This window comes from Paraburkholderia agricolaris (assembly GCF_009455635.1).
Classification (GTDB): domain Bacteria; phylum Pseudomonadota; class Gammaproteobacteria; order Burkholderiales; family Burkholderiaceae; genus Paraburkholderia; species Paraburkholderia agricolaris.
Genome location: NZ_QPER01000002.1, coordinates 1,945,628 through 1,968,901, shown reverse-complemented (window position 1 = coordinate 1,968,901; position 23,274 = coordinate 1,945,628). Strand labels below are relative to the sequence as shown.

20 protein-coding genes are annotated in these 23,274 nt (G+C 62.1%); 13 read left to right on the top strand and 7 right to left on the bottom strand.

Features of this window, described 5'->3' with window-relative positions:
* Positions 1 to 7 precede the first annotated feature (7 nt).
* Together betB and betI are read right to left on the bottom strand one after the other, a co-directional pair.
* Complete coding sequence (gene betB, locus GH665_RS30175; protein WP_153140841.1) at positions 8 to 1,477, bottom strand: betaine-aldehyde dehydrogenase; 1,470 nt, start codon at positions 1,475 to 1,477, stop codon at positions 8 to 10.
* Between the two features lie 42 nt (positions 1,478 to 1,519).
* Complete coding sequence (gene betI, locus GH665_RS30170) at positions 1,520 to 2,107, bottom strand: transcriptional regulator BetI (protein WP_153140840.1); 588 nt, start codon at positions 2,105 to 2,107, stop codon at positions 1,520 to 1,522.
* A 253-nt stretch (positions 2,108 to 2,360) separates the two neighbouring features.
* Here betI and fdhA point away from each other — a divergent pair, with 253 nt between their 5' ends.
* Complete coding sequence (gene fdhA, locus GH665_RS30165) at positions 2,361 to 3,560, top strand: formaldehyde dehydrogenase, glutathione-independent (RefSeq protein ID WP_093644447.1); 1,200 nt, start codon at positions 2,361 to 2,363, stop codon at positions 3,558 to 3,560.
* 118 nt (positions 3,561 to 3,678) lie between these two features.
* On the opposite strand, the gene GH665_RS30160 is transcribed toward fdhA, so the two are convergent.
* Entirely contained in the window at positions 3,679 to 4,674 is a 996-nt protein-coding gene (locus tag GH665_RS30160) for a GlxA family transcriptional regulator (protein ID WP_030100598.1), read from the bottom strand.
* A 431-nt stretch (positions 4,675 to 5,105) separates the two neighbouring features.
* Between GH665_RS30160 and GH665_RS30155 the strand changes: the two genes are divergently transcribed.
* The 10 genes from GH665_RS30155 (at position 5,106) to GH665_RS30110 (ending at position 17,638) form a co-directional block, all read left to right on the top strand.
* Entirely contained in the window at positions 5,106 to 6,380 is a 1,275-nt protein-coding gene (locus GH665_RS30155) for a serine hydroxymethyltransferase (protein WP_153140839.1), read from the top strand.
* Positions 6,381 to 6,398: 18 nt separating this feature from the next.
* Positions 6,399 to 7,370, top strand: a complete 972-nt coding sequence (locus GH665_RS30150; protein WP_153140838.1) for a dipeptidase — start codon at positions 6,399 to 6,401, stop codon at positions 7,368 to 7,370.
* Between the two features lie 44 nt (positions 7,371 to 7,414).
* The gene (locus GH665_RS30145; RefSeq protein WP_153140837.1) at positions 7,415 to 7,951 is read left to right on the top strand and encodes a DUF5943 domain-containing protein; all 537 of its coding nucleotides are present in this window, start codon (positions 7,415 to 7,417) and stop codon (positions 7,949 to 7,951) included.
* A gap of 52 nt (positions 7,952 to 8,003) precedes the next feature.
* Entirely contained in the window at positions 8,004 to 10,067 is a 2,064-nt protein-coding gene (locus GH665_RS30140) for an NADH:flavin oxidoreductase (RefSeq protein WP_028194441.1), read from the top strand.
* A 2-nt stretch (positions 10,068 to 10,069) separates the two neighbouring features.
* A complete protein-coding gene (locus tag GH665_RS30135) occupies positions 10,070 to 11,983 on the top strand; it encodes a (Fe-S)-binding protein (RefSeq protein WP_153140836.1) in 1,914 nt (637 codons plus the stop codon).
* Positions 11,984 to 11,987: 4 nt separating this feature from the next.
* The gene (locus GH665_RS30130) at positions 11,988 to 13,166 is read left to right on the top strand and encodes an electron transfer flavoprotein subunit alpha/FixB family protein (protein WP_153140835.1); all 1,179 of its coding nucleotides are present in this window, start codon (positions 11,988 to 11,990) and stop codon (positions 13,164 to 13,166) included.
* A complete protein-coding gene (locus tag GH665_RS30125; RefSeq protein ID WP_153140834.1) occupies positions 13,163 to 13,954 on the top strand; it encodes an electron transfer flavoprotein subunit beta/FixA family protein in 792 nt (263 codons plus the stop codon). Before GH665_RS30130 ends, GH665_RS30125 begins: the two co-directional genes overlap by 4 nt.
* Before the next feature lie 73 nt (positions 13,955 to 14,027).
* On the top strand, positions 14,028 to 15,338 hold the full coding sequence (locus tag GH665_RS30120) for an aromatic ring-hydroxylating oxygenase subunit alpha (RefSeq protein WP_153140833.1): 1,311 nt from the start codon (positions 14,028 to 14,030) through the stop codon (positions 15,336 to 15,338).
* A 33-nt stretch (positions 15,339 to 15,371) separates the two neighbouring features.
* Positions 15,372 to 16,631: an FAD-binding oxidoreductase gene (locus GH665_RS30115; RefSeq protein ID WP_153140832.1), complete on the top strand. Its 1,260-nt coding sequence runs from the start codon at positions 15,372 to 15,374 to the stop codon at positions 16,629 to 16,631.
* Positions 16,632 to 16,780: 149 nt separating this feature from the next.
* Positions 16,781 to 17,638: a glycine betaine ABC transporter substrate-binding protein gene (locus GH665_RS30110; RefSeq protein ID WP_153140831.1), complete on the top strand. Its 858-nt coding sequence runs from the start codon at positions 16,781 to 16,783 to the stop codon at positions 17,636 to 17,638.
* A gap of 66 nt (positions 17,639 to 17,704) precedes the next feature.
* Here the strand turns inward: GH665_RS30110 and purU are convergent, their stop codons facing one another.
* The 4 genes from purU to GH665_RS30090 all read right to left on the bottom strand — a co-directional run bounded on the left by purU (position 17,705) and on the right by GH665_RS30090 (position 20,343).
* On the bottom strand, positions 17,705 to 18,580 hold the full coding sequence (gene purU, locus GH665_RS30105; RefSeq protein ID WP_153140830.1) for a formyltetrahydrofolate deformylase: 876 nt from the start codon (positions 18,578 to 18,580) through the stop codon (positions 17,705 to 17,707).
* A 167-nt stretch (positions 18,581 to 18,747) separates the two neighbouring features.
* Positions 18,748 to 19,047: an addiction module antidote protein gene (locus GH665_RS30100; protein ID WP_153140829.1), complete on the bottom strand. Its 300-nt coding sequence runs from the start codon at positions 19,045 to 19,047 to the stop codon at positions 18,748 to 18,750.
* A 3-nt stretch (positions 19,048 to 19,050) separates the two neighbouring features.
* Entirely contained in the window at positions 19,051 to 19,350 is a 300-nt protein-coding gene (locus GH665_RS30095; RefSeq protein ID WP_153140828.1) for a type II toxin-antitoxin system RelE/ParE family toxin, read from the bottom strand.
* Positions 19,351 to 19,428: 78 nt separating this feature from the next.
* Positions 19,429 to 20,343 (bottom strand): choline sulfate utilization transcriptional regulator, encoded by a 915-nt coding sequence (locus GH665_RS30090; RefSeq protein ID WP_153140827.1) that lies wholly within the window; start codon positions 20,341 to 20,343, stop codon positions 19,429 to 19,431.
* 151 nt (positions 20,344 to 20,494) lie between these two features.
* Between GH665_RS30090 and betC the strand changes: the two genes are divergently transcribed.
* Positions 20,495 to 22,042: a choline-sulfatase gene (gene betC, locus GH665_RS30085; RefSeq protein WP_153140826.1), complete on the top strand. Its 1,548-nt coding sequence runs from the start codon at positions 20,495 to 20,497 to the stop codon at positions 22,040 to 22,042.
* Positions 22,043 to 22,104: 62 nt separating this feature from the next.
* Positions 22,105 to 23,058, top strand: a complete 954-nt coding sequence (locus tag GH665_RS30080) for a choline ABC transporter substrate-binding protein (RefSeq protein WP_246216415.1) — start codon at positions 22,105 to 22,107, stop codon at positions 23,056 to 23,058.
* The last annotated feature ends 216 nt before the right edge of the window (positions 23,059 to 23,274 follow it).

The window sequence follows — 23,274 nt, the reverse complement described above, 5'->3', positions numbered from 1 at the left end:
CCTCTCCTTAGAACACCGGTTGATACGGGCCGAGTTCGACCTGCACGGACTTGGTGCGCGTGTAGTGTTCGAGCGTGGTGATGCCGTTCTCACGGCCCACGCCCGACTGCTTGTAGCCGCCCGCCGGCATTTCCGCCGGCGACTCGCCCCACGTATTGATCCAGCAGATACCCGCTTCGAGACGATGAATCACGCGATGCGCGCGCGCCAGGTTCTCGGTGACGACGCCCGCGGCAAGACCGTAAGCGGTGTGGTTCGCTCGCGAGATCGCTTCGTCTTCGTCGTCGAAAACGAGAATGCTCATAACGGGGCCGAAGATTTCTTCACGCACGATCCGCATCTCGTCATGGCAGCCGGTGAACACCGTCGGCTCGACATACTGGCCGTTGCCGAAATGGCCTTGTGTGAGCCGCTTGCCGCCGGCAAGCAGCCGCGCGCCTTCCTGTACGCCGCTTTCGATGTAGCCCAGCACTTTCTGCAATTGCGCGGCGCTGACCAACGGACCGAAGTTGGTATCGGCGTCAGTGGGCGCGCCGACGCGAATCCGCTTGACGCGCTCCAGCACCAGCGCTTCGAACCGTTCCAGCACGCTGCGCTGCACGAAGACACGTGTGCCGTTGGTACACACCTGACCGGAGCTGAAAAAGTTGGCGCTCATTGCGATGTCGGCGGCGCGTTCGAGGTTGGCGTCGTCGAAGACCAGCAGGGGGGATTTGCCGCCCAGTTCCATCGTCACCTCTTTGAGCGACGAGGCGCCTGCCAGCGACATCACTTTCTTGCCGGTTTCAACGCCGCCGGTGAACGAGATCTTTTCGATGTCGGGATGCGCGGCGAGCATCGCACCCACGCGTCCGTCGCCTTGTACGACGTTGAAGACGCCGGCCGGTACGCCGGCCTCGGTATAAATCTCGGCGAGTTTCAAGGCGGACAGCGGCGTGACCTCACTCGGCTTGAAGATCATCGCGTTGCCGGCCGCTAGCGCGGGTGCCGATTTCCAGCAGGCGATCTGGATCGGGTAATTCCATGCGCCGATGCCGGCGCATACGCCCAAAGGTTCACGCCGCGTATAAACAAACGACGACGGCCGCAACGGAATCTGCTGGCCTTCGATCGCGGTAGCCAGGCCCGCGTAGTACTCGATCACGTCCGCGCCGGTGACGATATCGACCGCCAGGGTCTCCGCGATCGCCTTGCCGGTGTCGCGAGTTTCGAGCATGGCGAGTTCGTCGTTGCGCTCGCGCAGCAGTTCGACCGCGCGGCGCAGAATGCGCGAACGCTGCATTGCCGTGAGCGCGGCCCATTCGCGTTGACCGGCACGCGCGGATTGCACGGCGCGATCCACGTCGGCTGCCGAGGCCTGTTGCACGGTCGCGAGCGTTTCGCCGGTGGCGGGGTCGACCGTATCGAAAGTTTCGCCACCGGTCGCGTCGACGTAGCCGCCGCCTATGTAAAGACGTTGCGTTGCGAATACCGCCATGACTTGCTCCTTTTCTGAAAATGTCGCCGCTCTGGACGTGTGCTAGTCGCGTGCTTCCAGCAGCAGATCGATGTAGTCGTTTGCCACGCGCAGCGCGGCCTTTGTATCGAAGGGCTCGCCGGACAACGCGCCGCGCAGCCATAGCCCGTCGATCAGCGCCGCGAGGCCGCTTGCCGCGCGGCGCGCCGCCGGACGGGGCAACGCCTTGGAAAAGTCCGCGCACAGGTTCGAATTCAGGCGCCGGGTGTTCACGTATTGAAGCCGCCGCAAGTGCGGCTTGTGCATGCTCTCGGACCAGAACGCGAGCCAGGTTTTCATGACCGGGCCGCTGGTCTGTTCGGCGTCGAAATTCGCCGCAACGACCGCGCGCAGTTTCGAGCGGGGATCCGCCTTTGCCGCACTGCGCCGCCTCGACGTGGCTTGCCACAGATCGCGCAGCACATGGCGCATGGTGGCTTCGAGCAAGCCGTCCTTGTCGCCGAAGTAATGGCTGACGATGCCGGTGGAAATGCTCGCGCGCTGCGCAACCGACGCGAGCGTGGCGCCGGCCAGACCGGTTTGGTCGATGGTCAGCAGGGTGGCGTCGATCAGTTGAGCGCGGCGGATTTCGCGCATTCCGAGTTTGGGCATGGTGCTGGAGGCGGCGGGCGCAGGCAGCCCACCCAGGTATTCGATTGGGGCATGTTAGTTTTTTTATATTGAACGGTCAATCAATAAAAAACGGGTTGCATCAGCGCGCGCACGGGTTGCGCCCGGCGTGTCGGTTCCAGCCAAACCCGTGTCGCGTTCGGTACATGTCCTTTGTTTCAGCGGGCGCTACGCTCGTTGAACGGCGCGCCACATCGAATCGGGCGCGCCGCTCACAGAACATGGAGACAGGCAAATGAGCAGCAATCGCGGTGTCGTGTATCTAGGGCAGGGCAAGGTGGAGGTGCAATCGATCGACTTTCCGAAGATGGTCGATCCGCGTGGCCGGTCAATCGGCCATGGCGTGATCCTGAAGGTGGTCAGCACGAATATTTGCGGTTCCGATCAGCACATGGTGCGTGGCCGCACGACGGCCGAGGTCGGCCTCGTGCTCGGTCACGAGATCACCGGCGAGGTGATCGAGGTGGGCCGCGACGTCGAAACCTTGAAGGTCGGCGATCTGGTGTCGGTGCCTTTCAACGTTGCTTGCGGACGCTGCCCGACCTGCAAGGCGCAACATACCGGCGTGTGCCTGAACGTGAATCCGTCACGGGCCGGCGGCGCCTACGGCTACGTCGACATGGGCGGCTGGATCGGCGGCCAGGCCGAGTACGTGCTGGTGCCGTACGCGGACTTCAATCTGCTGAAATTCCCCGACTACGCGCAAGCGATGTCGAAAATCCGCGATCTGACGTGCCTGTCCGACATTCTGCCGACCGGCTATCACGGCGCGGTGATGGCAGGCGTGAAGCCTGGCGCGACCGTCTACATTGCGGGTGCCGGACCGGTGGGCATGGCGGCGGCCGCTTCCGCGCGTTTGCTGGGCGCGGCCTGCACGATCGTTGGCGATATGAACGAGGCGCGGCTCGCGCATGCTCGCAAGATGGGTTTCCAGACCATCGACCTGTCGAAGGACGCTACGCTCGGCGAGCAGATCGAACAGATTCTCGGCAAGCCGGAAGTGGACTGCGCGGTGGACTGCGTCGGCTTCGAGGCACACGGTCACGGCAGCAGCGGTTCGCATGAGGAAGCGCCGGCCACCGTGCTCAATTCGCTGATGGAAATCACCCGGGCCGCGGGTGCGATCGGGATTCCGGGCCTTTACGTGACGGACGATCCGGGCGCCACCGACGCCGCTGCGCGCAAAGGCAGTCTGAGCATCCGCTTCGGTCTCGGCTGGGCCAAGTCACACTCGTTCCACACGGGGCAGACACCGGTGATGAAGTACAACCACAATCTGATGCAGGCGATCTTGTGGGACCGCTTGCCGATTGCGGATATCGTCAACGTGACGGTCGTTTCGCTCGACCAGGCCCCGGACGGTTACCGGCAATTTGATGGCGGTGCGCCGAAGAAGTTTGTGATCGACCCGCATGGGCTGTTGAAAGCGGCCTGACGTCGGCGTCGCGGTGTATGCCTTGTTTGTTCTTCAACGCATGCACAACGACGGCGATACGATCCGGCGCGCACGTCTGGCCAGCCGTGCCGCCTTTAACTGAAACGCCGACCGCGAATCACGCCGCCATGACAGGCGCGGCGGCGAGGGAGGGGGCCTGCTTGCGCCGTTCGCGCGTCGGCGCGGTGCCGAACGCGTCGCGATAGCTCTTCGAGAAGTGGCAAGCCGACTGGAAGCCGCAAGCCATCGTGATATGCATGATCGACATGTCGGTCTGCAGCAGCAATTCACGGGCGCGCCGCAGGCGCAGCGTCAGATAGTAATGCGTGGGAGTCATGCCCAGATGCTCGCGGAACAGGCGCTGCAATTGCCGTTGCGACATGCCGGCGAGCCGTGCGAGCTCTTCGCGCGAAAGCGGCTCTTCGATATTGTTCTCCATCAGCGCGATCACTTCGAAGAGCGACTTGTTGGCCGAACCGAGCCGCGCCACCAGCGGCATTTTCTGTTGTGCGCTCGTATCGCGCACATGTTCGACGATGAACTGCTCGGCGATCTGCGTGACCCGTGCCGTGCCGACGCGCGGCGCGATCAGGTTGAGCATCATGTCGAGCGGGGCGACACCGCCCGTGCAGGTCACGCGATCGCGATCGATCACGAACAGTTCTTTCAGAAAGCGCGTGTCGGGAAACTCCTCCTTGAGCGCCGACATGTTTTCCCAGTGAATCGCACACGCGTAACCGGCCAGCAAGCCGGCACGCGCCAGCGCGTAAGTGCCGGTGCACAGGCTGCCGAGCACGCTGCCCATGCGGGCGAAGCGGCGCAGTGCGATCAGATGCTCGGCGGTGGTCGCGCGCTGCACGTCGATACCGCCAACCACGAATACGATATCCGGTTGACCGACGCATTCGACCGGTCCGGTATCGACCGCGAGGCCATTGCTCGCCGTCACCGGGCCGCCTGTGGGGCTCACGATCGACCAGCGGTAAAGTGTTTGCCCTGTCAGGTAGTTCGCCATGCGGAGAACTTCGATCGCGTTGGTAAACGCGATCATCGTGAAGTTCGGCACCGGCATGAATGCAAAGTGCGACAACGACGCCGTGCGATCGGTGGACATGGGGGAAATGATTCCTTCGAATCTGTAATGTCGCGTCGCCGTGGGGAGCAGCGACTGCTGCAATTTTGAGGACGGGCGCAACTAACGTGCCATCAGGCTAAACCCTCAGTTGCCCATCAATAAAGACGGATAGCTAAACAAACGGCACCAGAACGGAGCCGTCAGCGCCCGCCTACGCACCCGAACCGCGCACGACGGTCAGTTGCAGTGCAGCAAAAACGCGAATCGCTAACGACCGTTCGAAACCTCTCATCGCGACTTGTCGAAAAAGGACGCGAATGGCGGAAAAGGCAAAGAACGCGTCTGAATTCGTAAATTGGCGCGCGGGGCTAACGTCAAGAATAGACCCAATGCAGAGCGGTGACAGCAGGGCTTGTTAGCCCGCCCGAGAGCCGCTTGCGGCCCATCGCCAACCTCCTCACGGACCTACCATGTCGAACCCGAATCCTTTCTTCGAAGAATCGCTCGCCACGCGTGATGCGGCGGTGCGCGGCGCCATTTTGAAAGAGCTGGAGCGCCAGCAGTCGCAAGTCGAACTGATCGCGTCGGAAAACATCGTGTCGCGCGCGGTGCTCGAAGCGCAGGGTTCGGTGCTGACCAACAAGTACGCGGAAGGGTATCCGGGCAAGCGCTACTACGGTGGTTGCGAATACGCCGACGTGATCGAAACGCTGGCCCTCGACCGGATCAAGCAACTGTTCAACGCGAAATTCGCCAACGTGCAGCCGCATTCGGGCGCCCAGGCTAACGGAGCGGTGATGCTCGCGCTGGTCAAGCCCGGCGACACGGTGCTCGGCATGTCGCTCGATGCCGGCGGCCACCTGACCCACGGCGCCAAGCCGGCGATGTCGGGCAAGTGGTTCAACGCGGTCCAGTACGGCGTGAATCGCGACACGATGCTGATCGATTACGAGCAGATCGAGGAACTCGCGCAGCAGCATAAACCGGCGCTGCTGATCGCCGGCTTCTCGGCTTATCCGCGTGAACTGGATTTCGCCCGGCTGCGCGCGATCGCCGACGGTGTGGGCGCGAAGCTGATGGTGGATATGGCACACATCGCCGGGGTGATCGCGGCCGGGCGTCACCAGAATCCGGTCGAGCACGCACACGTCGTTACGTCGACCACGCACAAGACGTTGCGCGGTCCGCGAGGCGGCTTTGTCCTGACGAATGACGAAGAGATTGCCAAAAAGATCAACTCTGCCGTGTTCCCCGGCCTGCAAGGCGGCCCGCTGATGCATGTGATCGCCGGCAAGGCGGTGGCGTTCGGCGAGGCGCTGCAACCGGGCTTCAAGACCTACATCGACAACGTGCTGGCCAATGCGAAGGTGCTCGGCGAGGTGCTGAAAGCGGGCGGCGTCGATCTGGTGACGGGCGGCACGGATAACCATCTGTTGCTGGTCGATCTTCGTCCAAAGGGCCTCAAGGGCAATCAGGTCGAGCAGGCGCTGGAACGCGCGGGCATCACCTGCAACAAGAACGGTATTCCTTTCGACAGCGAGAAGCCGACCGTCACCTCCGGCGTTCGCCTCGGCACACCGGCGGCCACGACGCGCGGCTTCGGCGTGAGCGAGTTCCGCGAAGTCGGGCGGCTGATCGTCGAGGTGTTCGACGCGCTGCGAGATCACCCGGAAGGTCATGCCGCCACCGAACAACGCGTGCGCCGCGAGATTTTCGCGCTGTGCGAACGCTTTCCCATCTACTAAGCACGCCTGGAGCAAACGATGAGCACTCTGCACGACAACAGCATCATCATCGACGGTCTGAACATTTCGAAGTTCGAGCGCTCGGTGTTCGAAGACATGCGCAAGGGCGGCGTGACCGCGGTGAACTGCACGGTGTCGGTCTGGGAAAGCTTCCAGAAGACCGTCGACAACATCGCCGAGATGAAGCAGCAGATCCGCGAGTTCGGCGAAATCCTGACGCTCGTGCGCACCACCGACGACATCCTTCGCGCGAAGAAAGAGAACAAGACCGGCATCATTTTCGGTTTTCAGAACGCGCATGCGTTCGAAGACAACCTCGGCTATATCGAGGCGTTCAAAGACCTTGGCGTGAACGTGGTCCAGCTTTGCTACAACACGCAGAACCTGGTCGGCACAGGTTGCTATGAACGCGACGGCGGTTTGTCGGGCTATGGCCGCGAGGTGATTCAGGAGATGAACCGCGTCGGCATCATGGTCGATCTCTCGCATGTGGGCGGCAAGACGTCGTCTGAGGCGATCGCGGCCTCGAACAAGCCGGTGTGCTACTCGCATTGCTGCCCGTCGGGGCTGAAAGAGCATCCGCGCAACAAGAGCGACGAGCAGCTGAAAGAGATCGCCGACGCAGGCGGATTCGTCGGCGTGACGATGTTCGCCCCGTTCCTGAAGCGCGGCCCGGACGCGACCGTCGAAGACTATATCGAAGCAATCGAATACGTGGTGAATCTGATCGGCGAAGATCAGGTCGGTATCGGCACGGACTTCACGCAAGGCTATAGCACCGAGTTCTTCGACTGGATCACGCACGATAAGGGCCGTTATCGCCAACTGACGAACTTCGGCAAGGTGGTGAACCCGGAAGGCATTCGCACGATTGGCGAGTTTCCGAACCTGACCGCCGCGATGGAGCGTGCCGGCTGGAGCGAAACCCGCATCAAGAAGATCATGGGTGAAAACTGGGTGCGGGTGTTCGGCGAAGTGTGGAAGGTCTGATTCTTCATTCACCGAACTTGAACCTATAAAAACGGAGCCCCCACATGCAACCCCAACTGCCTATCGACGTCGATCCGAACACCGGCGTCTGGACTACTGATGCGCTGCCGATGCTGTACGTGCCGCGCCACTTCTTCACGAACAATCACACGGCCGTCGAGGAAGCACTCGGCCGCGACGCGTACGCCGGGATTCTCTACAAGGCCGGCTACAAGTCCGCATATTTCTGGTGCGACAAGGAAGCAAAACAGCACGGCATTGCCGGCATGGCGGTGTTCGAGCACTACCTGAACCGTCTGTCGCAACGCGGCTGGGGTCTCTTCAAGATCACGGAAGCCGATCCGTCCAGCTCGCGGGCCCGCATTGAATTGCACCACTCGTCGTTCGTGCTCGCGCAGCCGGGCAAGGAGGGCAAGCTTTGCTACATGTTCGCGGGCTGGTTCGCGGGCGCGATGGACTGGGTCAACGATACCGCGCCGGCTGGGCAGCGCAAGGGTCCGCCGTCCCATTCGCAGGAAGCGCGCTGCGCGGCCGAAGGCCACGATCACTGCGTGTTCGAAGTGGCGCCGCTCGCGTCGTAACCGCAACGCGCACCAAGCCGCACACTGCCTATTCATTCCGAGGTCGATCGCGATGCGTTACCCGAACCTTTTCAAGCCTCTCACGCTGAACCAGCTGACACTGCGCAACCGCATTGTCAGCACCGCGCACGCGGAGGTGTATGCGGAGCCGGGTGGTCTGCCCGGCGACCGTTATATCCGTTACTACGAAGAGAAGGCCAAGGGTGGCGTCGGCCTTGCCGTGTGCGGTGGTTCGAGCCCGGTGTCGATCGACAGCCCGCAAGGCTGGTGGAAGTCGGTGAATCTCTCGACCGACAAGATCGTCGATCCGCTCGCGCGGCTGGCCGAAGCGATGCACCGGCATGGCGCGAAGATCATGATTCAGGCGACGCATATGGGCCGCCGTTCGGCGTTTCATGGCGAACACTGGCCGCATCTGATGTCGCCTTCCGGCGTGCGCGAGCCGGTGCATCGCGGCAACGCGAAGATCATTGAAGTGGAAGAGATTCGCCGCATCATCTCGGACTTTGCCGCGGCCGCGAAGCGCGTGAAGGACGCGGGGATGGACGGCATCGAGATTTCGGCGGCCCACCAGCATCTGATCGATCAGTTCTGGAGTCCGCGCACGAATTTCCGCACCGACGAATGGGGCGGCTCGCTCGAAAACCGTCTGCGTTTCGGCACCGAAGTGTTGAAGGCCGTGCGCGAAGCGGTGGGCGCGGATTTCTGCGTCGGTCTGCGCATGTGCGGCGATGAATTCCACGAGGACGGTCTCGATCACGAGCAACTGAAAGAGATCGCCCAGGCGATGAGCGAAACCGGCCTGATCGATTACCTCGGTGTGATCGGTTCCGGCGCGGATACGCACAACACGCTGGCGAACTGCATGCCGCCGATGGCGCTGCCGCCCGAACCGTTCGTGCATCTCGCGGCGGGGATCAAGTCGGTGGTGAAATTGCCGGTAATGCACGCGCAAAGTATTCGCGACGCGGGTCAGGCGGAGCGCCTGCTGGCGAGTGGCATGGTCGATCTGGTCGGTATGACGCGCGCGCAGATCGCCGATCCGCATATGGTCATCAAGATTCGCGATGGCCGCGAGGACGAGATCAAGCAATGCGTCGGCGCGAACTATTGCATCGACCGCCAGTACAACGGACTGGACGTGCTGTGCGTGCAGAACGCCGCGACCTCGCGTGAAGAAACCATGCCGCACGTGATCGCGAAGACGCGTGGGCCGAAGCGCAAAGTGGTCGTGGTCGGTGCGGGGCCGGCCGGACTGGAGGCGGCGCGCGTGGCGAAATCGCGCGGTCATGACGTGGTGCTGTTCGAGAAGAACGACTACGTGGGCGGCCAGATCATGCTGGCGGCGAAAGCGCCACAACGCGAGCAGATGGCAGGCATTGTGCGCTGGTTCGATATGGAGACGAAGCGTCTTGGCGTCGATCGCCGCCTCGGGGTTGCCGCCGACGAAAAAACCATCATGGCCGAGAAACCGGACATCGTCGTGCTGGCCACGGGCGGTTCGTCGTTCACGTCGCAAGTCGCGGCATGGGGTGTCGAAGAGGGGCTCGCGGTCAGTTCATGGGACGTGCTGTCGGGCAAGGTCGAACCGGGCAAGAACGTGCTGGTGTATGACGGCGTCAGCACCCACGCCGGTGCGGGCGTCGCGGATTTCATGTCGAGCCGCGGCTCGAACGTCGAGATCGTGACGCCTGACGTGAAGGTCGCCGATGACGTCGGCGGCACCACGTTCCCGATCTTCTATCGCCGCCTCTACGCGCAAGGCGTGATTCATACGCCGAACTACTGGCTCGACAAGGTCTACGAGGAAGACGGCAAGAAGATCGCCGTGATCCGCAACGAGTACACCGAAGAGCAGGAAGAGCGCGCGGTCGATCAGGTGGTGATCGAGAACGGCAGCACGCCGAACGACCAGCTCTACTGGGCGCTCAAGCCCGAATCGGTGAATCGCGGCCAGGTGGATGTGCACAAGCTCTTCGCGTCCGAGCCGCAACCGTCGCTCAGCGAAGAACTCGGCAACGGCCGCTTCCTGCTGTTCCGCGTCGGCGACTGCATTTCCATGCACAACATTCACGGCGCGATCTACGACGCGCTGCGCCTTTGCAAGGATTTCTGACGATGAGCCCCGTGTTTGTCATCACCGTCCTGTTGTGGTTGTCGGTGGCGGGTCTGGCGTTCGCGCTCGTCAAGCGCGCCGCGTACTGGCGCGAAGGCCGCGCCACGGCGGCGGGCGCGTACGGCTGGACCAATCTGCTGGCAATTCCGAAGCGTTACTTTGTCGACCTGCACCATGTGGTTGCGCGCGACCCGTACATCGCGAAGACGCACGTGGCGACCGCGGGCGGCGCGATCCTGGCGATGGCGCTGGTGTTCGTCAACTATGGTCTCGCGATCTATTCGCCGTGGCTCGACAAGCTGATCTTTCTGGCGGCGCTGGTGATGCTGGTCGGCGCAGTGTTCGTCTGGCGCCGGCGGCATGGTGCGAAGGCCGTGCCGGCAAGACTCTCCCGCGGACCCTGGGATCATCTGCCGCTGCTGCTCGGGTCGTTCGCGCTCGGCTTGGCGTTGTTTATCGCGCTGCCGGCCGCGGCGATGTCGGGAGCGCTCGCAATTATCGTCGCGCTGCTGATCGCGGTGGGCGCGTTCACGATGACGTTCGGCGCAGCACGCGGCGGCCCGATGAAGCATGCGCTCGCCGGTCTGCTGCACCTCGCGTTTCACCCGCGTCAGGAGCGCTTCGCCGAGCGTAACGACAACGACGTCGTGCCGCCGACCGCATTGAAGGTGCCGCAGCTTGACGCGAAGGAATACGGCGTGGGCAAACCGGTCGAATTCCGCTGGAACCAGTTGCTGAGCTTCGACGCCTGCGTGCAGTGCGGCAAGTGCGAAGCGGCATGCCCCGCGTTTGCCGCTGGGCAGCCGCTCAATCCGAAGAAGCTGATTCAGGATCTGGTCACCGGCATGGTCGGCGGCACGGACGAGGCCTACGCGGGCAGTCCGACCCCCGGCATTCCCGTTGGCAAACACGGCGGTGCGCCGGGCAAACCGCTCGTGTCGAGCCTGATCGAAGCGGATACCTTGTGGTCGTGCACCACCTGCCGTGCCTGCGTGCAGGAATGCCCGATGTTGATCGAGCACGTCGACGCGATTGTGGATATGCGCCGCAACCAGACGTTGGTCGAAGGCAACGTACCTGGCAAAGGCCCCATCACGCTCGCGAATCTGCGTGAGACCGGCAGTTCGAACGGTTATGACATCGGTGCGCGTTACGACTGGGCCGTCGATCTGCAAGTCCAGGTCGCGCAACCCGGGCGCCCGGTAGATGTGCTGCTGATCGCCGGCGAAGGTGCGTTCGACATGCGCTATCAGCGTACGTTGCGCGCGCTGGTCAAGGTGCTGAATCGGGCGGGAATCGACTACGCGGTGCTCGGTGGCGTCGAAACCGATACCGGCGACACGGCCCGGCGTCTGGGCGAAGAAGCCACTTTCCAGCAACTCGCAGCGAAACTGATCGGCACGCTCTCGCAGTACGCATTCCGCAAGATCGTTACCGCCGATCCGCACGTGCTGCACAGCCTACGCAACGAATACCGCGCACTCGGTGGTTTCTACGAGGTGCAGCACCATACCGCGCTGATCGAAGAACTGGTGGCGAGCGGCAAGCTGTCGCCCAAGGCGGTTGCCGCGTTCGCGGACCGCAAGATCACGTATCACGACCCGTGCTATCTGGGCCGCTATAACGGCGAGACCGAAGCACCGCGCCGGTTGCTGAAGAGCATCGGCATCAAGGTGGTCGAAATGGAACGCAACGGCCTGCGCGGACGGTGCTGCGGAGGCGGTGGCGGTGCGCCGTTGACCGACATTCCCGGCAAGAAACGCATTCCGGACATCCGTATCGACGACGCCCGCACGATAGGCGCCGAGATCGTTGCGGTGGGCTGCCCGAATTGCACGGCGATGCTCGAAGGCGTGGTTGGCCCCCGTCCGGAAGTGCTGGACGTCGCCGAACTGGTTGCGGCAGCGCTGGAGTAACGCCATGAACATGCTCAAACGAATCGACCCGCGCCGGCCGTTCACGATCACAGCCGACGGACTCAGGCGCATCACGCTCGGCATGACGGGCGTCGCCGGCGCGACGGAATTTGCGGTGCACGGCGCCTCGGGGCCGGCGCATCGCGAGCATGCGAAGCCGCGCCGTACGACGGCTGTGGCGCAGCGCGTGCTGCTGGTCGCCGCGCACGCGGATCGCGGCGCACTGGACGATCACGCACGCCAGGCGCTGGCCGCCGCCGCGCTGATCGCGAACCCAACGACCGAAGTCGTGCTGCTTGTATTCGGCGAATTCACGGGTGATGCCGCCGCGCTCGGCGCAGACAAGCTGATCGAGTTACCCATGTTCGATCGCCGTGTTTTTGCGCCGCTGGACGAACTGAACGCACTGGCGGCGTGTGTCGCGGCCTATGCGCCGGCGCACATTTTTCTGCCCGACAACGTCACCGGCGACGGCGATCTTGGCCGCCGCTATGCGGCAGCCGCGAACGCGAGCGTCGCGACGCATGTGGTTGAAATCGATGCCGCACATGTCGCGGCTTATATTCAGACGAATACGGCGTTCGCCGTGCGTGCGTTGCCTGAGGTTGTGCTGCTCGCACCGAATGCGGTCGATCCGAAGTTACCGTTCGTCGGCGCGGGCGAGCGCGTGGTGTGGCGTTTCGATGGCGAAGCGGCTTCCTCGAAAGGCATCGTGCGCGATCTTGGAATCGAGGAGATGGACGCGGCCCAGCTCGCGCTCGAGGAAGCGGATTTCATCGTCTCGGCGGGCAATGGGGTTAGCGATGTGCCGGCCTTCGAACGTCTGGCGGCTACGTTGGGCGCCGCGATTGGCGCAAGCCGCGTCGCCGTGGACGACGGCAAGTTCACCCGCGACAAGCAGATTGGCGCGACCGGCAAGACCGTCGAGGCGAGCGTCTATATCGCGTTCGGTATTTCCGGCGCGGTGCAGCATCTGCAAGGCATCAAGGATTGCCGGCATGTGATCGCCGTGAATCTCGACGCCAGTGCGCCGATCGCCAAACGCGCGAATCTGACCGTTATCGGCGACGCGGGGGAAACCATCGCGGCGCTGAATGAAGCCGCGGCGGCCGCGCGTAGCGCACGCGGCACCGGTGCGGCGATATTGAATTCAACGGCTGTTGCGGAAGGAGCACTGGCATGAAGATCGCCGTACTGGTTTCCGTGGGGCGGCACCCGGTCAGCGGCACCGCGCGTTACAGCCGTAACGACGCCGCCGCGCTGACAATGGCGCTTGCCCTCGCCAGAACGCACGGCGCGACACTCGAGGTGCTGCATGCGGGCGACCCGGCCAATCCGGCGTTGAAGGAGTATCTCGCGCTCGGCGCACACACGGTCGAGGTGCTGGAAGTGCCTGCTTCTGCTGGACTGCCAGGTGACGCGACAGCGCCACTTGCCGCGCGGCTGCGCGGTTACGACCTTGTGTTGACCGGCACCCGCGCCGAAGGCGCATTCGACAGCGGCATGCTGCCGTATCGCGTCGCCAGTGCGCTGGAGATGCCCTTGGTCGGTGCCGCCGTCGATCTGACACTCCGCGACGGCTGCGCGGAAGTCCGGCAATTCATGCCGAAAGGCCTGCGCCGGCGCGTTGAAGTGCGGTTGCCGGCTGTGATCGCCGTGCACCCGATGGCCAACGCGGCACCCACCTACGCCTATGCAAGGTTGCGCGAAGGCACGATCCGTCCGATCGTGGAGAAAACACCCGGAAGCCCGGACGCTGCCAATGCCGACGCGCTCGCCTGGGCGACCCGTCCCGCGACCGCCAAACCGGTGCGCCTGGCCGCTGCCGAGAAGCGCTCGGGGCATGCCCGCATGCTCTCGGCGACGACCACGGAAAGCCGTGGCGGCAGCGTCGTAATTGAAGGGAGTTGCGTCGAAAAAGCACAAGTGATCCTTGCGTATTTGCGCGAGCATCAACTCGTGGATTACTGATTTCCGGTTCGGGCGAACATGCGGCCAGGAGGGCCTGGCGCGGCGCCAGACGTGACATGCAACGGAGCACACAATGAAAGTTTCGGCAGACGTTCGCGCGATGATCGAACGCCGCAAAAGGAATCACACGCTGGAAGCGCCGTTCTATACGGGCGAGGAAATTTTCGCGCTCGACATGGAAGCGATTTTCCGCAAGCACTGGATTCAGGTCGCGGTGGAACCGGACGTACCGGAACCAGGCGACTACATCACAGTGGAAATCGGCAGCGATTCGATTCTGATCGTGCGCGACGACGACATGCAGGTGCGGGCGTTCCATAACGTCTGCCGCCATCGCGGCGCGCGCCTGTGCAATACGGACAAAGGCTCGCTCGGCAATATTGTTTGCCCGTATCACAGCTGGACCTATAACCTGAACGGCGATCTGATGTTCGCCGAGCATATGGGCGATCAGTTCGACCGCTGCAAGCACAGCCTGAAAGCGGTGCGTGTAGAGAATCTGGCCGGGCTCATCTTCATCTGTCTCGCGGACGATCCGCCCGCCGACTTCGCCGTGATGCGCGCCGCGATGGAACCGTACCTGTTGCCGCACGATCTGGCCGGCTGCAAGGTCGCGGCGTCGATCGACATCATCGAAGAGGGTAACTGGAAGCTCACGATGGAGAACAATCGCGAGTGCTACCACTGCGTCGCGAACCATCCGGAGTTGACGATTTCGCTTTACGAATACGGTTTCGGCTATCAACGCACGCCCGCCAATGAAGAAGGCATGGCCGCGTTCGAAGCAACCGTGGCGCGCCGTACCGCGCAATGGGAGGCGATGAAGCTGCCGTCGGCGGAGATCGACCGGCTGGCGGATCTGGTGACGGGTTTCCGCACGCAACGCTTACCGCTCGATCGCGACGGCGAGTCGCAGACGATGGACGCGAAGGTGGCATCGAAGAAACTGCTCGGCGGTTTTGAGCAGGCCGATCTGGGTGGTCTCTCGTTCTGGACGCAGCCGAATTCGTGGCATCACTTCATGAGCGACCATATCGTCAGCTTCTCGGTGATTCCGTTGTCGGCGGGTAAAACGCTGGTGCGTACCAAGTGGCTCGTCCACAAGGATGCGCGTGAGGGCATCGATTACGACGTGAACAATCTTACGGCCGTGTGGCGCGCCACCAATGACCAGGACCGTGCGCTCGTGGAGTACTCGCAACGCGGCGCGACCAGCAGCGCCTACGAACCGGGTCCGTATTCGCCGTTCACCGAAGGCCTCGTCGAGAAATTCTGCGAGTGGTATATCGGCCGCATTGCGGAGTACAGCAATGCACCCCAAACCCATGATGCCGGCGATGCGCCGGTTTCGCACGGCGAAAAAGTCGTGTCTTTCATGCGCTGAGCGCGATACCGCAACCAGGAGCGGGAGAAAACAATGATGCGCGATCAGGCGACGCTTCAGCTCAGTCCCGAGCCGGCTGCGAACCGTGAAAATTCAGGCGGCGAGACTTCAAGCCGCGTGACGCAGCCGCGGTTCTGGGAGACCTTGCCGGCGCGCTGGAACAGCGATACCGACGACACGCTGGTGTGCTGCCTGGTCCGCCAGGAAACGCACGACGTCAAGAGCTTTTTCTTTCGTGCACCGTCCGAACGGGCGTTTGTGTTCGAACCCGGGCAGTTCATTACGCTGGAACTGGAGATCGATGGCGAGGCCGTGAATCGCTGCTATACGATCTCGTCGCCGCCCACCCGTCCGCACACCATTTCCATCACTGTGAAGCGCGTGCCGGGTGGCACCGTGTCGAACTGGCTGCACGACAATCTGCACGCGGGCATGCAGGTTCGCGTGCTGGGGCCGTCCGGCGAGTTCACCTGTGCCCGGCATCCGGCTCGTAAGTTTCTGTTTCTGTCGGCAGGATCGGGCGTGACGCCGCTGATGTCGATGAGCCGCGCGCATCATGAACTCGGCGAAGATAGCGACATCGTATTCGTGCACAGCGCCCGGACCCCGGACGACATCATCTTCGCGCGCGAGCTCGATCTGATTGCATCGAATCAGGCTAATTTTCGCACCGCGTTCGTCTGTGAACGGCTTGGTGCACGGACCAATTGGCCAGGCATCACCGGCTTTCTGAGCTTGCCCTTGCTTAAACTCATTGCGCCAGATTTCCTGGATCGCGAGATTTTCACCTGCGGTCCCGCGCCTTATATGCAGGCCGTCCGAAACCTGCTGGCCGAAGGCGGCTTCGATCGCAGCCATTACCACGAGGAAAGCTTCTCGTTCGAGACGATCAGCGAGGTGGCCGCGCAACTGACAACCGCGCATGTCGCGGACGCGTTACAGGCACCGACAGTCGCCGCGGAGCGTTTTGCCGAAACACGTGAACAGGCGACCGGGTTCACGCCGGCAGCAATACCGCTCGAGACGGAAACGAAATTCAAGGTGAGCTTCGTCAAAAGCAACCGCGAGATCGAATGTGGCAGCGGCCAGCACGTACTGGATGCGGCAAAAAAGGCGGGCGTGCGGCTCGCAGCCTCGTGCACGCAAGGCATGTGCGGCACCTGCAAGGTCAAGCTGGTGTCGGGCGAAGTCGCCATGAAACACGCGGGCGGCATTCGTCAGCGCGAAATCGATCAGGGCATGGTGCTGCTGTGTTGCAGCAAGCCCCTGAGCGATCTCGTCGTGGATAAGTAAGACAAGAGCAGGGCTCAGACTCTGACTCTCGCCCAAAGTCGCCTGCGGACAACTGGATGTCGGAAAACGACGCTACCTGGCAATTCTGGCTGGCGATTCTAAATGCTCAATGGGTACGGGTTGTTTGGATGGCAAACGGGAGAACGGCGATGAGACTGGTCAGAAAGATATTCATGTTGAGTGTGTTGAGCACGGCGCTGGCGGCGAGCAGCGTAAGCGTGTCGGCCGATACCAAGCCGACCATCAAGATCGGTTACGTGGAGGGTTGGGACGACAGCGTCGCGACCTCGAACGTGGCCGCGCGCGTGATCGAAAAGCGCCTTGGCTATCAGGTGCAGCTCGTGCCGGTCGCGGCCGGTGTGATGTGGCAAGGCGTGGCGCGCGGCGACCTCGATGCGACGCTGTCCGCATGGTTGCCGGTCACGCACGGCGCGTACTGGAACAACTTCAAGGATAAGGTCGTCGACCTCGGTCCCAACTTCAACGATGCGAAGATCGGCCTGATCGTGCCGGAGAACGCCGACGTGAAGAGCGTTGGGGATCTCGAAGCGAAGAAAACGGAATTCGGCTCGCGTATCGTCGGTATCGACGCCGGCGCCGGCGTGATGCAGAAAACCAGCGAAGCAATCAAGGCATACGGGCTCGACTATCAGTTGATGCCGAGTTCGGGCAGTGCGATGACTGCCGAGCTGGCTCGTTCGGAGGCGGCGAGCAAGCCGATCATCGTAACGGGCTGGAAACCGCACTGGATGTTCGCAAAGTACAAGCTCAAATTCCTCGACGATCCGAAAAAGGTGTTCGGCGAGGCGGAGCATGTGGATAGCGTCGTCAATCCTCAACTGGAGACGAAGGCGCCCACGGTCGTCGCGTTCCTGAAGAAGTTTCAATGGAAACCGGGCGAGATCGACAGCGTGATGCTGGCCGCGCAAAACGGCGAAAAGCCGACAGCCGCCGCCGATGCCTGGATCAGTGCGCATGGGGATCGTGTGGATAGCTGGCTGAAGTGATTTCGTGCTTTGTATGAATGAGGCGCCGCTCACATTGAGCGGCGTTTTCTTTGGCGACTATGGCGGCTATTGCAGTACCACGGTCCGATCGCCGTTGATGAATACCCGCCGCTCGATAAATGCCTTCACGGCGCGTGCAAGCGTGATGCATTCGACGTCGCGTCCTGTCGCGAGCAGGCGCTCCGGGCTATATGAGTGATCGACGCGCTCCACGACCTGTTCGATGATGGGACCTTCGTCGAGATCGTCGGTAACGAAGTGCGCGGTGGCGCCGATCAGCTTCACGCCGCGCGCATGCGCCTGGTGATAGGGCTTCGCGCCTTTGAAGCCGGGTAGAAACGAATGATGAATGTTGATCGCGCGGGCTGCGAGCGCGCGGCTCGTCTCGCCAGAAAGAATCTGCATGTAGCGGGCAAGGATCATCAATTCGGCGCCTGAGGTGTCGAACAGGTCGAGCAAACGCGCCTCCTGCTGCGGCTTGGTATCGGCACTGATCGGCAAATGATGGAACGGCAGGCCGTGCTGTTGCGCGAGCGGCTCCAGATCGCGATGGTTCGAGCCGATACCGACAATATCCATCTTCAACTCGCCCATTCGCCAACGGAACAGCAGATCGGCGAGACAATGTTCGAGCTTCGACACCATGATCAGCACCTTCGGCCGCGTGCCGACGTCATGCATTGCCCAGCTCATCCGGAAACGCTCGGCGATCGCTTCGAATTCGCGCTTGAGTGCCGCGATGTGCAGGGTCTCTTTGGTATCGACGCCATGAAACACGCAGCGTACGAAGAAGCGCTCGCTGAGGTCGTCGTCGAAAACGGTCAATTCGTCGATATAGCAATGATGCCGGTCGAGAAAACCGACGACGGCGGCAACCTGGCCGGCCGCACTCGGACAGGCGACCGTGAGAACCAGTTGATCGGGACGGGAATCGACGGACATGCGCACTCCACTTGGGGCGATAGGGGCACGCCGCGGGGCGCGGCATGCATCATCGCAGTAGAGCAAATCGGCGGGGTACGCGGATAGAAGCTAAACGCCGTCGCGCTGGAATGGGAGCGTCAGAGGTGGGCGGTGGAGGCCCGGAACGCCCCGGGCACAAGTCAATTTCAGGCGTGAGCAGGCGCCGCGTGCAACTCCAGACCGAGGGCGCGGATCACCTTGATGATCGTCGCGAAGCTGGGGTTGCCATCTTCGGACAGTGCCTTGTACAGGCCCTCGCGCGAGATCCCGGTATCGCGGGCAAGTTGCGCCATGCCACGCGCACGCGCGATCACGCCCAACGCATGCGCGAGGAATGCAGGATCGTCGCCGCCTTCGAGCAGACAGGCCTCGAAATATTCTGCCATGTCCGTTTCGGTCTTCAGGTGTTCGGCCGAATCCCACGACCGGGTTTTGATTTTTTCCATTGTTCACTCCGATTCAAGGTTCGCCAGCATCTTGTGTGCGGCTTTGATATCTGCGGGTTGAGTCGACTTGTCACCACCACACAGCAGGATCACCAGCACTGCGCCGCGCTGCACGTAGTAGACGCGATAGCCGGGACCGTGATCGATCCGCAGTTCGATAATTGGCGCACCGGCGGAGTTCGTGTCGCCGGGGTTGCCCATCGCCAGACGGTCGATGCGGGCCTGAATGCGGCGCCTGGCGATCCGGTCTTTCAAACCGTCGAACCAGGCGTCAAATGTCTCAGTGGTGCGGATATTCAACATTCAGAAAGTGTAATCCATGGACTACATATGTGTCAACCATGGTTCACGCCCCGTCTCCGGCTCCCTGAGGCTCGGCCCTCATTCTGCGTCGAGCCCGCATTCACCGATTAACCATTGGCGGAATGCGCTGACCGCCGGTGTCGCCGCGCGCTGTGTGACGAGCAGATAGCCGCGCTCCGTGACCACGGGTGTGTCGAACGGTTCGACGAGTTGGCCGGTGGCGAGCAGTTCGTCGATCAGCGGCGCCCAGCCGAGCGCGACACCCTGGCCCATGATCGCTGCATGGGCGACCAGCGTAAAGCTGTTGAAGGTGATGCCGCGATGCGCGGCGGGCGCATCCAGGCCGTGTGCCGTAAACCAGTCGGCCCACGACAGCCAGCGCGCCGGCTGGGTGGGTTCGAGATGCAGCAGCGGCAAGCTCGTCAGATCGGACGGCGTACGCAACTGCGGATGCGCCGCCAGAAACGCCGGACTGCACACCGGCGTGACACGTTCCGGAAATAGCTTGAGCGCGCCTCGCGCGGTCCAGTCCGCATCCTCGTCGCCGAACGCAATCACAACGTCCGCCTGATCGTGTGAGGGATCGAATACGGTTTGCGACGTGATGATCTTGACGTCGACGTCCGGCATCAACGCCTTGAACTGCGACAGGCGCGGCATCAACCAGTAGGTAGCGAAACCGAAATCGGTGGAGAGCGTGAGGGTTTGCGGCGTGCGCCGTGCGCGGATCTCGGCGGTGGCCACGCGGATAGTGTCGAGCGCGTTGCGTACTGCTTCGAAGAGGCACGCGCCGTCTTCCGTCAGCGTGACGCCACGATGGCCGCGTTCGAAAAGCGGTGCGCCAACGGCTTCTTCGAGTTGCACCACGCGCTGACTGACCGCCGGCTGCGTCGAGCCGAGTTCGCGCGCGGCCGCCGTGAAACTCGCAAGCCGCGCGGCGGATTCGAACATTGTCAATGCCTGCATTGGCGGCAAACGATCCTGCCTCGACATAAGGCCCCCTTATAGGCACATAACGATTTGCCGTCTTCACAGCTTCGAATTGGACAGCAATAGTGGTGTTCATGCGGGGCCGGCGTGCCGGCTATTCCGCTTGCAACGACACCTGCATCCGCATTTGCGATTCTATTCGAGGCGCGCCCCAATGCTTGAAACGAAACAGAATATCCTCATTCTGATGGCCGATCAGATGACGCCGTTTGCGCTGGCCGCATATGGACATCGTCTGACGAAGACCCCCAATCTCGATCGCCTCGCCAAACAGGGCGTGGTATTCGACTCGGCGTATTGCGCCAGTCCTCTATGTGCGCCGTCGCGCTTTTCCTTTTTGTCGGGCAAGCTGCCGTCCGCGATCGGCGCCTATGACAATGCAGCAGAATTTCCGTCGCAAACGCTGACGTTCGCGCACTATCTTCGCGCCGTTGGGTATCGCACGATCCTGTCCGGCAAAATGCATTTCTGCGGGGCCGATCAGTTGCATGGTTTCGAAGAACGGCTCACCACCGACATCTATCCCGCCGATTTCGGCTGGACGCCGAACTGGGACGATTTCGAAACGCGTCCTACGTGGTACCACAACATGAGTTCGGTGATCGACGCCGGCCCCTGCGTGCGTACCAATCAACTGGATTTCGACGATGAAGTCACCTTCACCACGCGCCAGAAGCTTTTCGATATCGCGCGTGAGCGCCATGCAGGCAAAGATGAGCGGCCGTTCTGCCTGGTCGCTTCGCTGACGCATCCGCACGACCCTTACGCGATTCCTCAGAAATACTGGGACCTGTATGCGGATGAAGACATCGAACTGCCCACGCATCGCGATTCGCTCGATGAAGCCGATCCGCATTCGAAGCGTTTGCGGCATGTGTGCGAAACCGACCGCACGCCGCCAACCGACCAGCAGATCCGTCATGCACGGCGTGCTTATTACGGCGCGATTTCCTACGTCGACGACCAGTTCGGTGCGATTCTCGACGCGCTCGAACAAGCGGGGCTTGCCGAAGATACCATCATCGTGGTGACGTCGGATCACGGCGAGATGCTCGGCGAGCGCGGACTCTGGTACAAGATGACGTTTTTCGAAGGCGGCTGCCGGGTCCCATTGATCGTGCATGCGCCGCAGCAGTTCGACGCGCATCGGGTACGCGAGTCGGTCTCGCACCTCGATCTGTTGCCCACACTGGTGGAAATGGCGCGCGGCGAACAGCCGGCGCTCTGGCCGGATTCGCTCGACGGTCAGAGTCTCGTCCCGCACCTGCTCGGCACCCAAGACACCCATGATGGCCACGACGAAGCGATTGGCGAATACCTGGCGGAAGGCGCCATTGCGCCGATCGTGATGCTGCGGCGCGGGCGCTTCAAGTTCATCCATACACCGGCCGATCCTGATCAGCTCTACGACGTGGCAGCGGACCCGCTCGAACGCGAGAACCTCGCGACGCACGCCGGCTATGCAACCCAGGTCGCGGCATTGCGCGAGGAGATCGCGCGACGCTGGGATCTCGCCGCGCTGCACAACGAAGTACTCCGAAGCCAGCGCCGCCGCCGTTTCCATTTCGAGGCTACGACACAAGGCACCGTCGCATCATGGGACTGGCAGCCGCATGTCGATGCGAGCCAGCGCTATATGCGCAATCACATCGATCTCGACACGCTCGAAGCAATGGCCCGTTTTCCCGCTGTGACGCGTTGATTCTCCATTTACGATTCAATCCACTTATCCTCCCAGCACCCTCTCAGCTACAGGAAGCCGACATGATGAAAAAGCTCTTCAAACAGGCTGTATCCGGAGTTGCGCTGCTATGCGCGGCGGCCACCTTCGCCATGGCGGCCGAGCCGCAATCCTGTACGCAGGTGAACATGGCGGGGCCTGGCTGGACCGACATCGACGCCACCAATGCGATGACCGGCGTGCTGCTGAAGGCGCTCGGTTACCATCAGAACGTGGCGAACCTGTCAGTGCCGATTACCTATCAGGGCCTTAAGAAAGGGCAGATCGACGTGTTTCTCGGCAACTGGATGCCGGCCCAGGCACCGCTCGTCAAGCCGTTCGAAGAAGACAAATCGATCGAAGTCGTGCATCCGAATCTGAGCAATGCGAAGTTCACGCTCGCCGTGCCCGATTACGTCGCCGCTGCGGGGGTGCATTCATTCGCGGATCTCGCAAAGAACGCCGACAGGTTCGATAGCAAGATCTATGGCATCGAACCGGGTGCGCCGGCCAATCAGAACATCAAGAAGATGGTCGACGACAAGGCCTACGGGCTCGGCAACTGGAAGCTGGTCGAATCGAGTGAGACCGGCATGCTCACGCAGGTCGAGCGCGCCGTGCGGGACAAGAAGTGGATCGTGTTCCTTGCATGGGAGCCGCATCTGATGAACACGAAATTCAAGCTGACCTACCTGGACGGCGGCGACAAGTACTTCGGGCCGAACTACGGCGGCGCCACGGTCAATACCGTTGCGCGTAACGGGTACGCCGAGCAGTGTCCGAATGTGGGCCGCCTGTTCAGGCAGCTCACATTCAATGTCGATCTGGAGAACGGCGTGATTACCGAGGTGCTGGAAAAGAAGACCGGTGTCGATGCGGCCGCCACCGAGGCACTCAAGCGCCACCCCGAATTGCTGAAATCATGGCTCGACGGCGTGAACACTGTCAGTGGCGCCAATGGCTTGCAAGCCGTGCAAACCGCACTCGGCGTGAAATAAGCGCGGTGTTTCACACTTCGAGGTCGCTACTCGACAGATTCATGTCGCATCCGGTCGAATCTTCATAAATCTGGACTCGTATTCTTGAGCCGTCGATGCAGACATGACAGATCGTTACATGCATTGCCGATAGCTTCAATTCGTTTCAACCAGTCTCAGCCGATTTCGAACTGCCCGTCATGCGAGAAGCGCTGCGCGTTGCAAGACAACGCGCGG

What these genes read in the sequence shown, in the direction of transcription:
- betB (WP_153140841.1), bottom strand. Translation starts at nt 1,477, where the DNA reads ATGGCGGTATTCGCAACGCAACGTCTTTACATAGGCGGCGGCTACGTC.
- betI (WP_153140840.1), bottom strand. Translation starts at nt 2,107, where the DNA reads ATGCCCAAACTCGGAATGCGCGAAATCCGCCGCGCTCAACTGATCGAC.
- fdhA (WP_093644447.1), top strand. Translation starts at nt 2,361, where the DNA reads ATGAGCAGCAATCGCGGTGTCGTGTATCTAGGGCAGGGCAAGGTGGAG.
- GH665_RS30160 (WP_030100598.1), bottom strand. Translation starts at nt 4,674, where the DNA reads ATGTCCACCGATCGCACGGCGTCGTTGTCGCACTTTGCATTCATGCCG.
- GH665_RS30155 (WP_153140839.1), top strand. Translation starts at nt 5,106, where the DNA reads ATGTCGAACCCGAATCCTTTCTTCGAAGAATCGCTCGCCACGCGTGAT.
- GH665_RS30150 (WP_153140838.1), top strand. Translation starts at nt 6,399, where the DNA reads ATGAGCACTCTGCACGACAACAGCATCATCATCGACGGTCTGAACATT.
- GH665_RS30145 (WP_153140837.1), top strand. Translation starts at nt 7,415, where the DNA reads ATGCAACCCCAACTGCCTATCGACGTCGATCCGAACACCGGCGTCTGG.
- GH665_RS30140 (WP_028194441.1), top strand. Translation starts at nt 8,004, where the DNA reads ATGCGTTACCCGAACCTTTTCAAGCCTCTCACGCTGAACCAGCTGACA.
- GH665_RS30135 (WP_153140836.1), top strand. Translation starts at nt 10,070, where the DNA reads ATGAGCCCCGTGTTTGTCATCACCGTCCTGTTGTGGTTGTCGGTGGCG.
- GH665_RS30130 (WP_153140835.1), top strand. Translation starts at nt 11,988, where the DNA reads ATGAACATGCTCAAACGAATCGACCCGCGCCGGCCGTTCACGATCACA.
- GH665_RS30125 (WP_153140834.1), top strand. Translation starts at nt 13,163, where the DNA reads ATGAAGATCGCCGTACTGGTTTCCGTGGGGCGGCACCCGGTCAGCGGC.
- GH665_RS30120 (WP_153140833.1), top strand. Translation starts at nt 14,028, where the DNA reads ATGAAAGTTTCGGCAGACGTTCGCGCGATGATCGAACGCCGCAAAAGG.
- GH665_RS30115 (WP_153140832.1), top strand. Translation starts at nt 15,372, where the DNA reads ATGATGCGCGATCAGGCGACGCTTCAGCTCAGTCCCGAGCCGGCTGCG.
- GH665_RS30110 (WP_153140831.1), top strand. Translation starts at nt 16,781, where the DNA reads ATGAGACTGGTCAGAAAGATATTCATGTTGAGTGTGTTGAGCACGGCG.
- purU (WP_153140830.1), bottom strand. Translation starts at nt 18,580, where the DNA reads ATGTCCGTCGATTCCCGTCCCGATCAACTGGTTCTCACGGTCGCCTGT.
- GH665_RS30100 (WP_153140829.1), bottom strand. Translation starts at nt 19,047, where the DNA reads ATGGAAAAAATCAAAACCCGGTCGTGGGATTCGGCCGAACACCTGAAG.
- GH665_RS30095 (WP_153140828.1), bottom strand. Translation starts at nt 19,350, where the DNA reads ATGTTGAATATCCGCACCACTGAGACATTTGACGCCTGGTTCGACGGT.
- GH665_RS30090 (WP_153140827.1), bottom strand. Translation starts at nt 20,343, where the DNA reads ATGTCGAGGCAGGATCGTTTGCCGCCAATGCAGGCATTGACAATGTTC.
- betC (WP_153140826.1), top strand. Translation starts at nt 20,495, where the DNA reads ATGCTTGAAACGAAACAGAATATCCTCATTCTGATGGCCGATCAGATG.
- GH665_RS30080 (WP_246216415.1), top strand. Translation starts at nt 22,105, where the DNA reads ATGATGAAAAAGCTCTTCAAACAGGCTGTATCCGGAGTTGCGCTGCTA.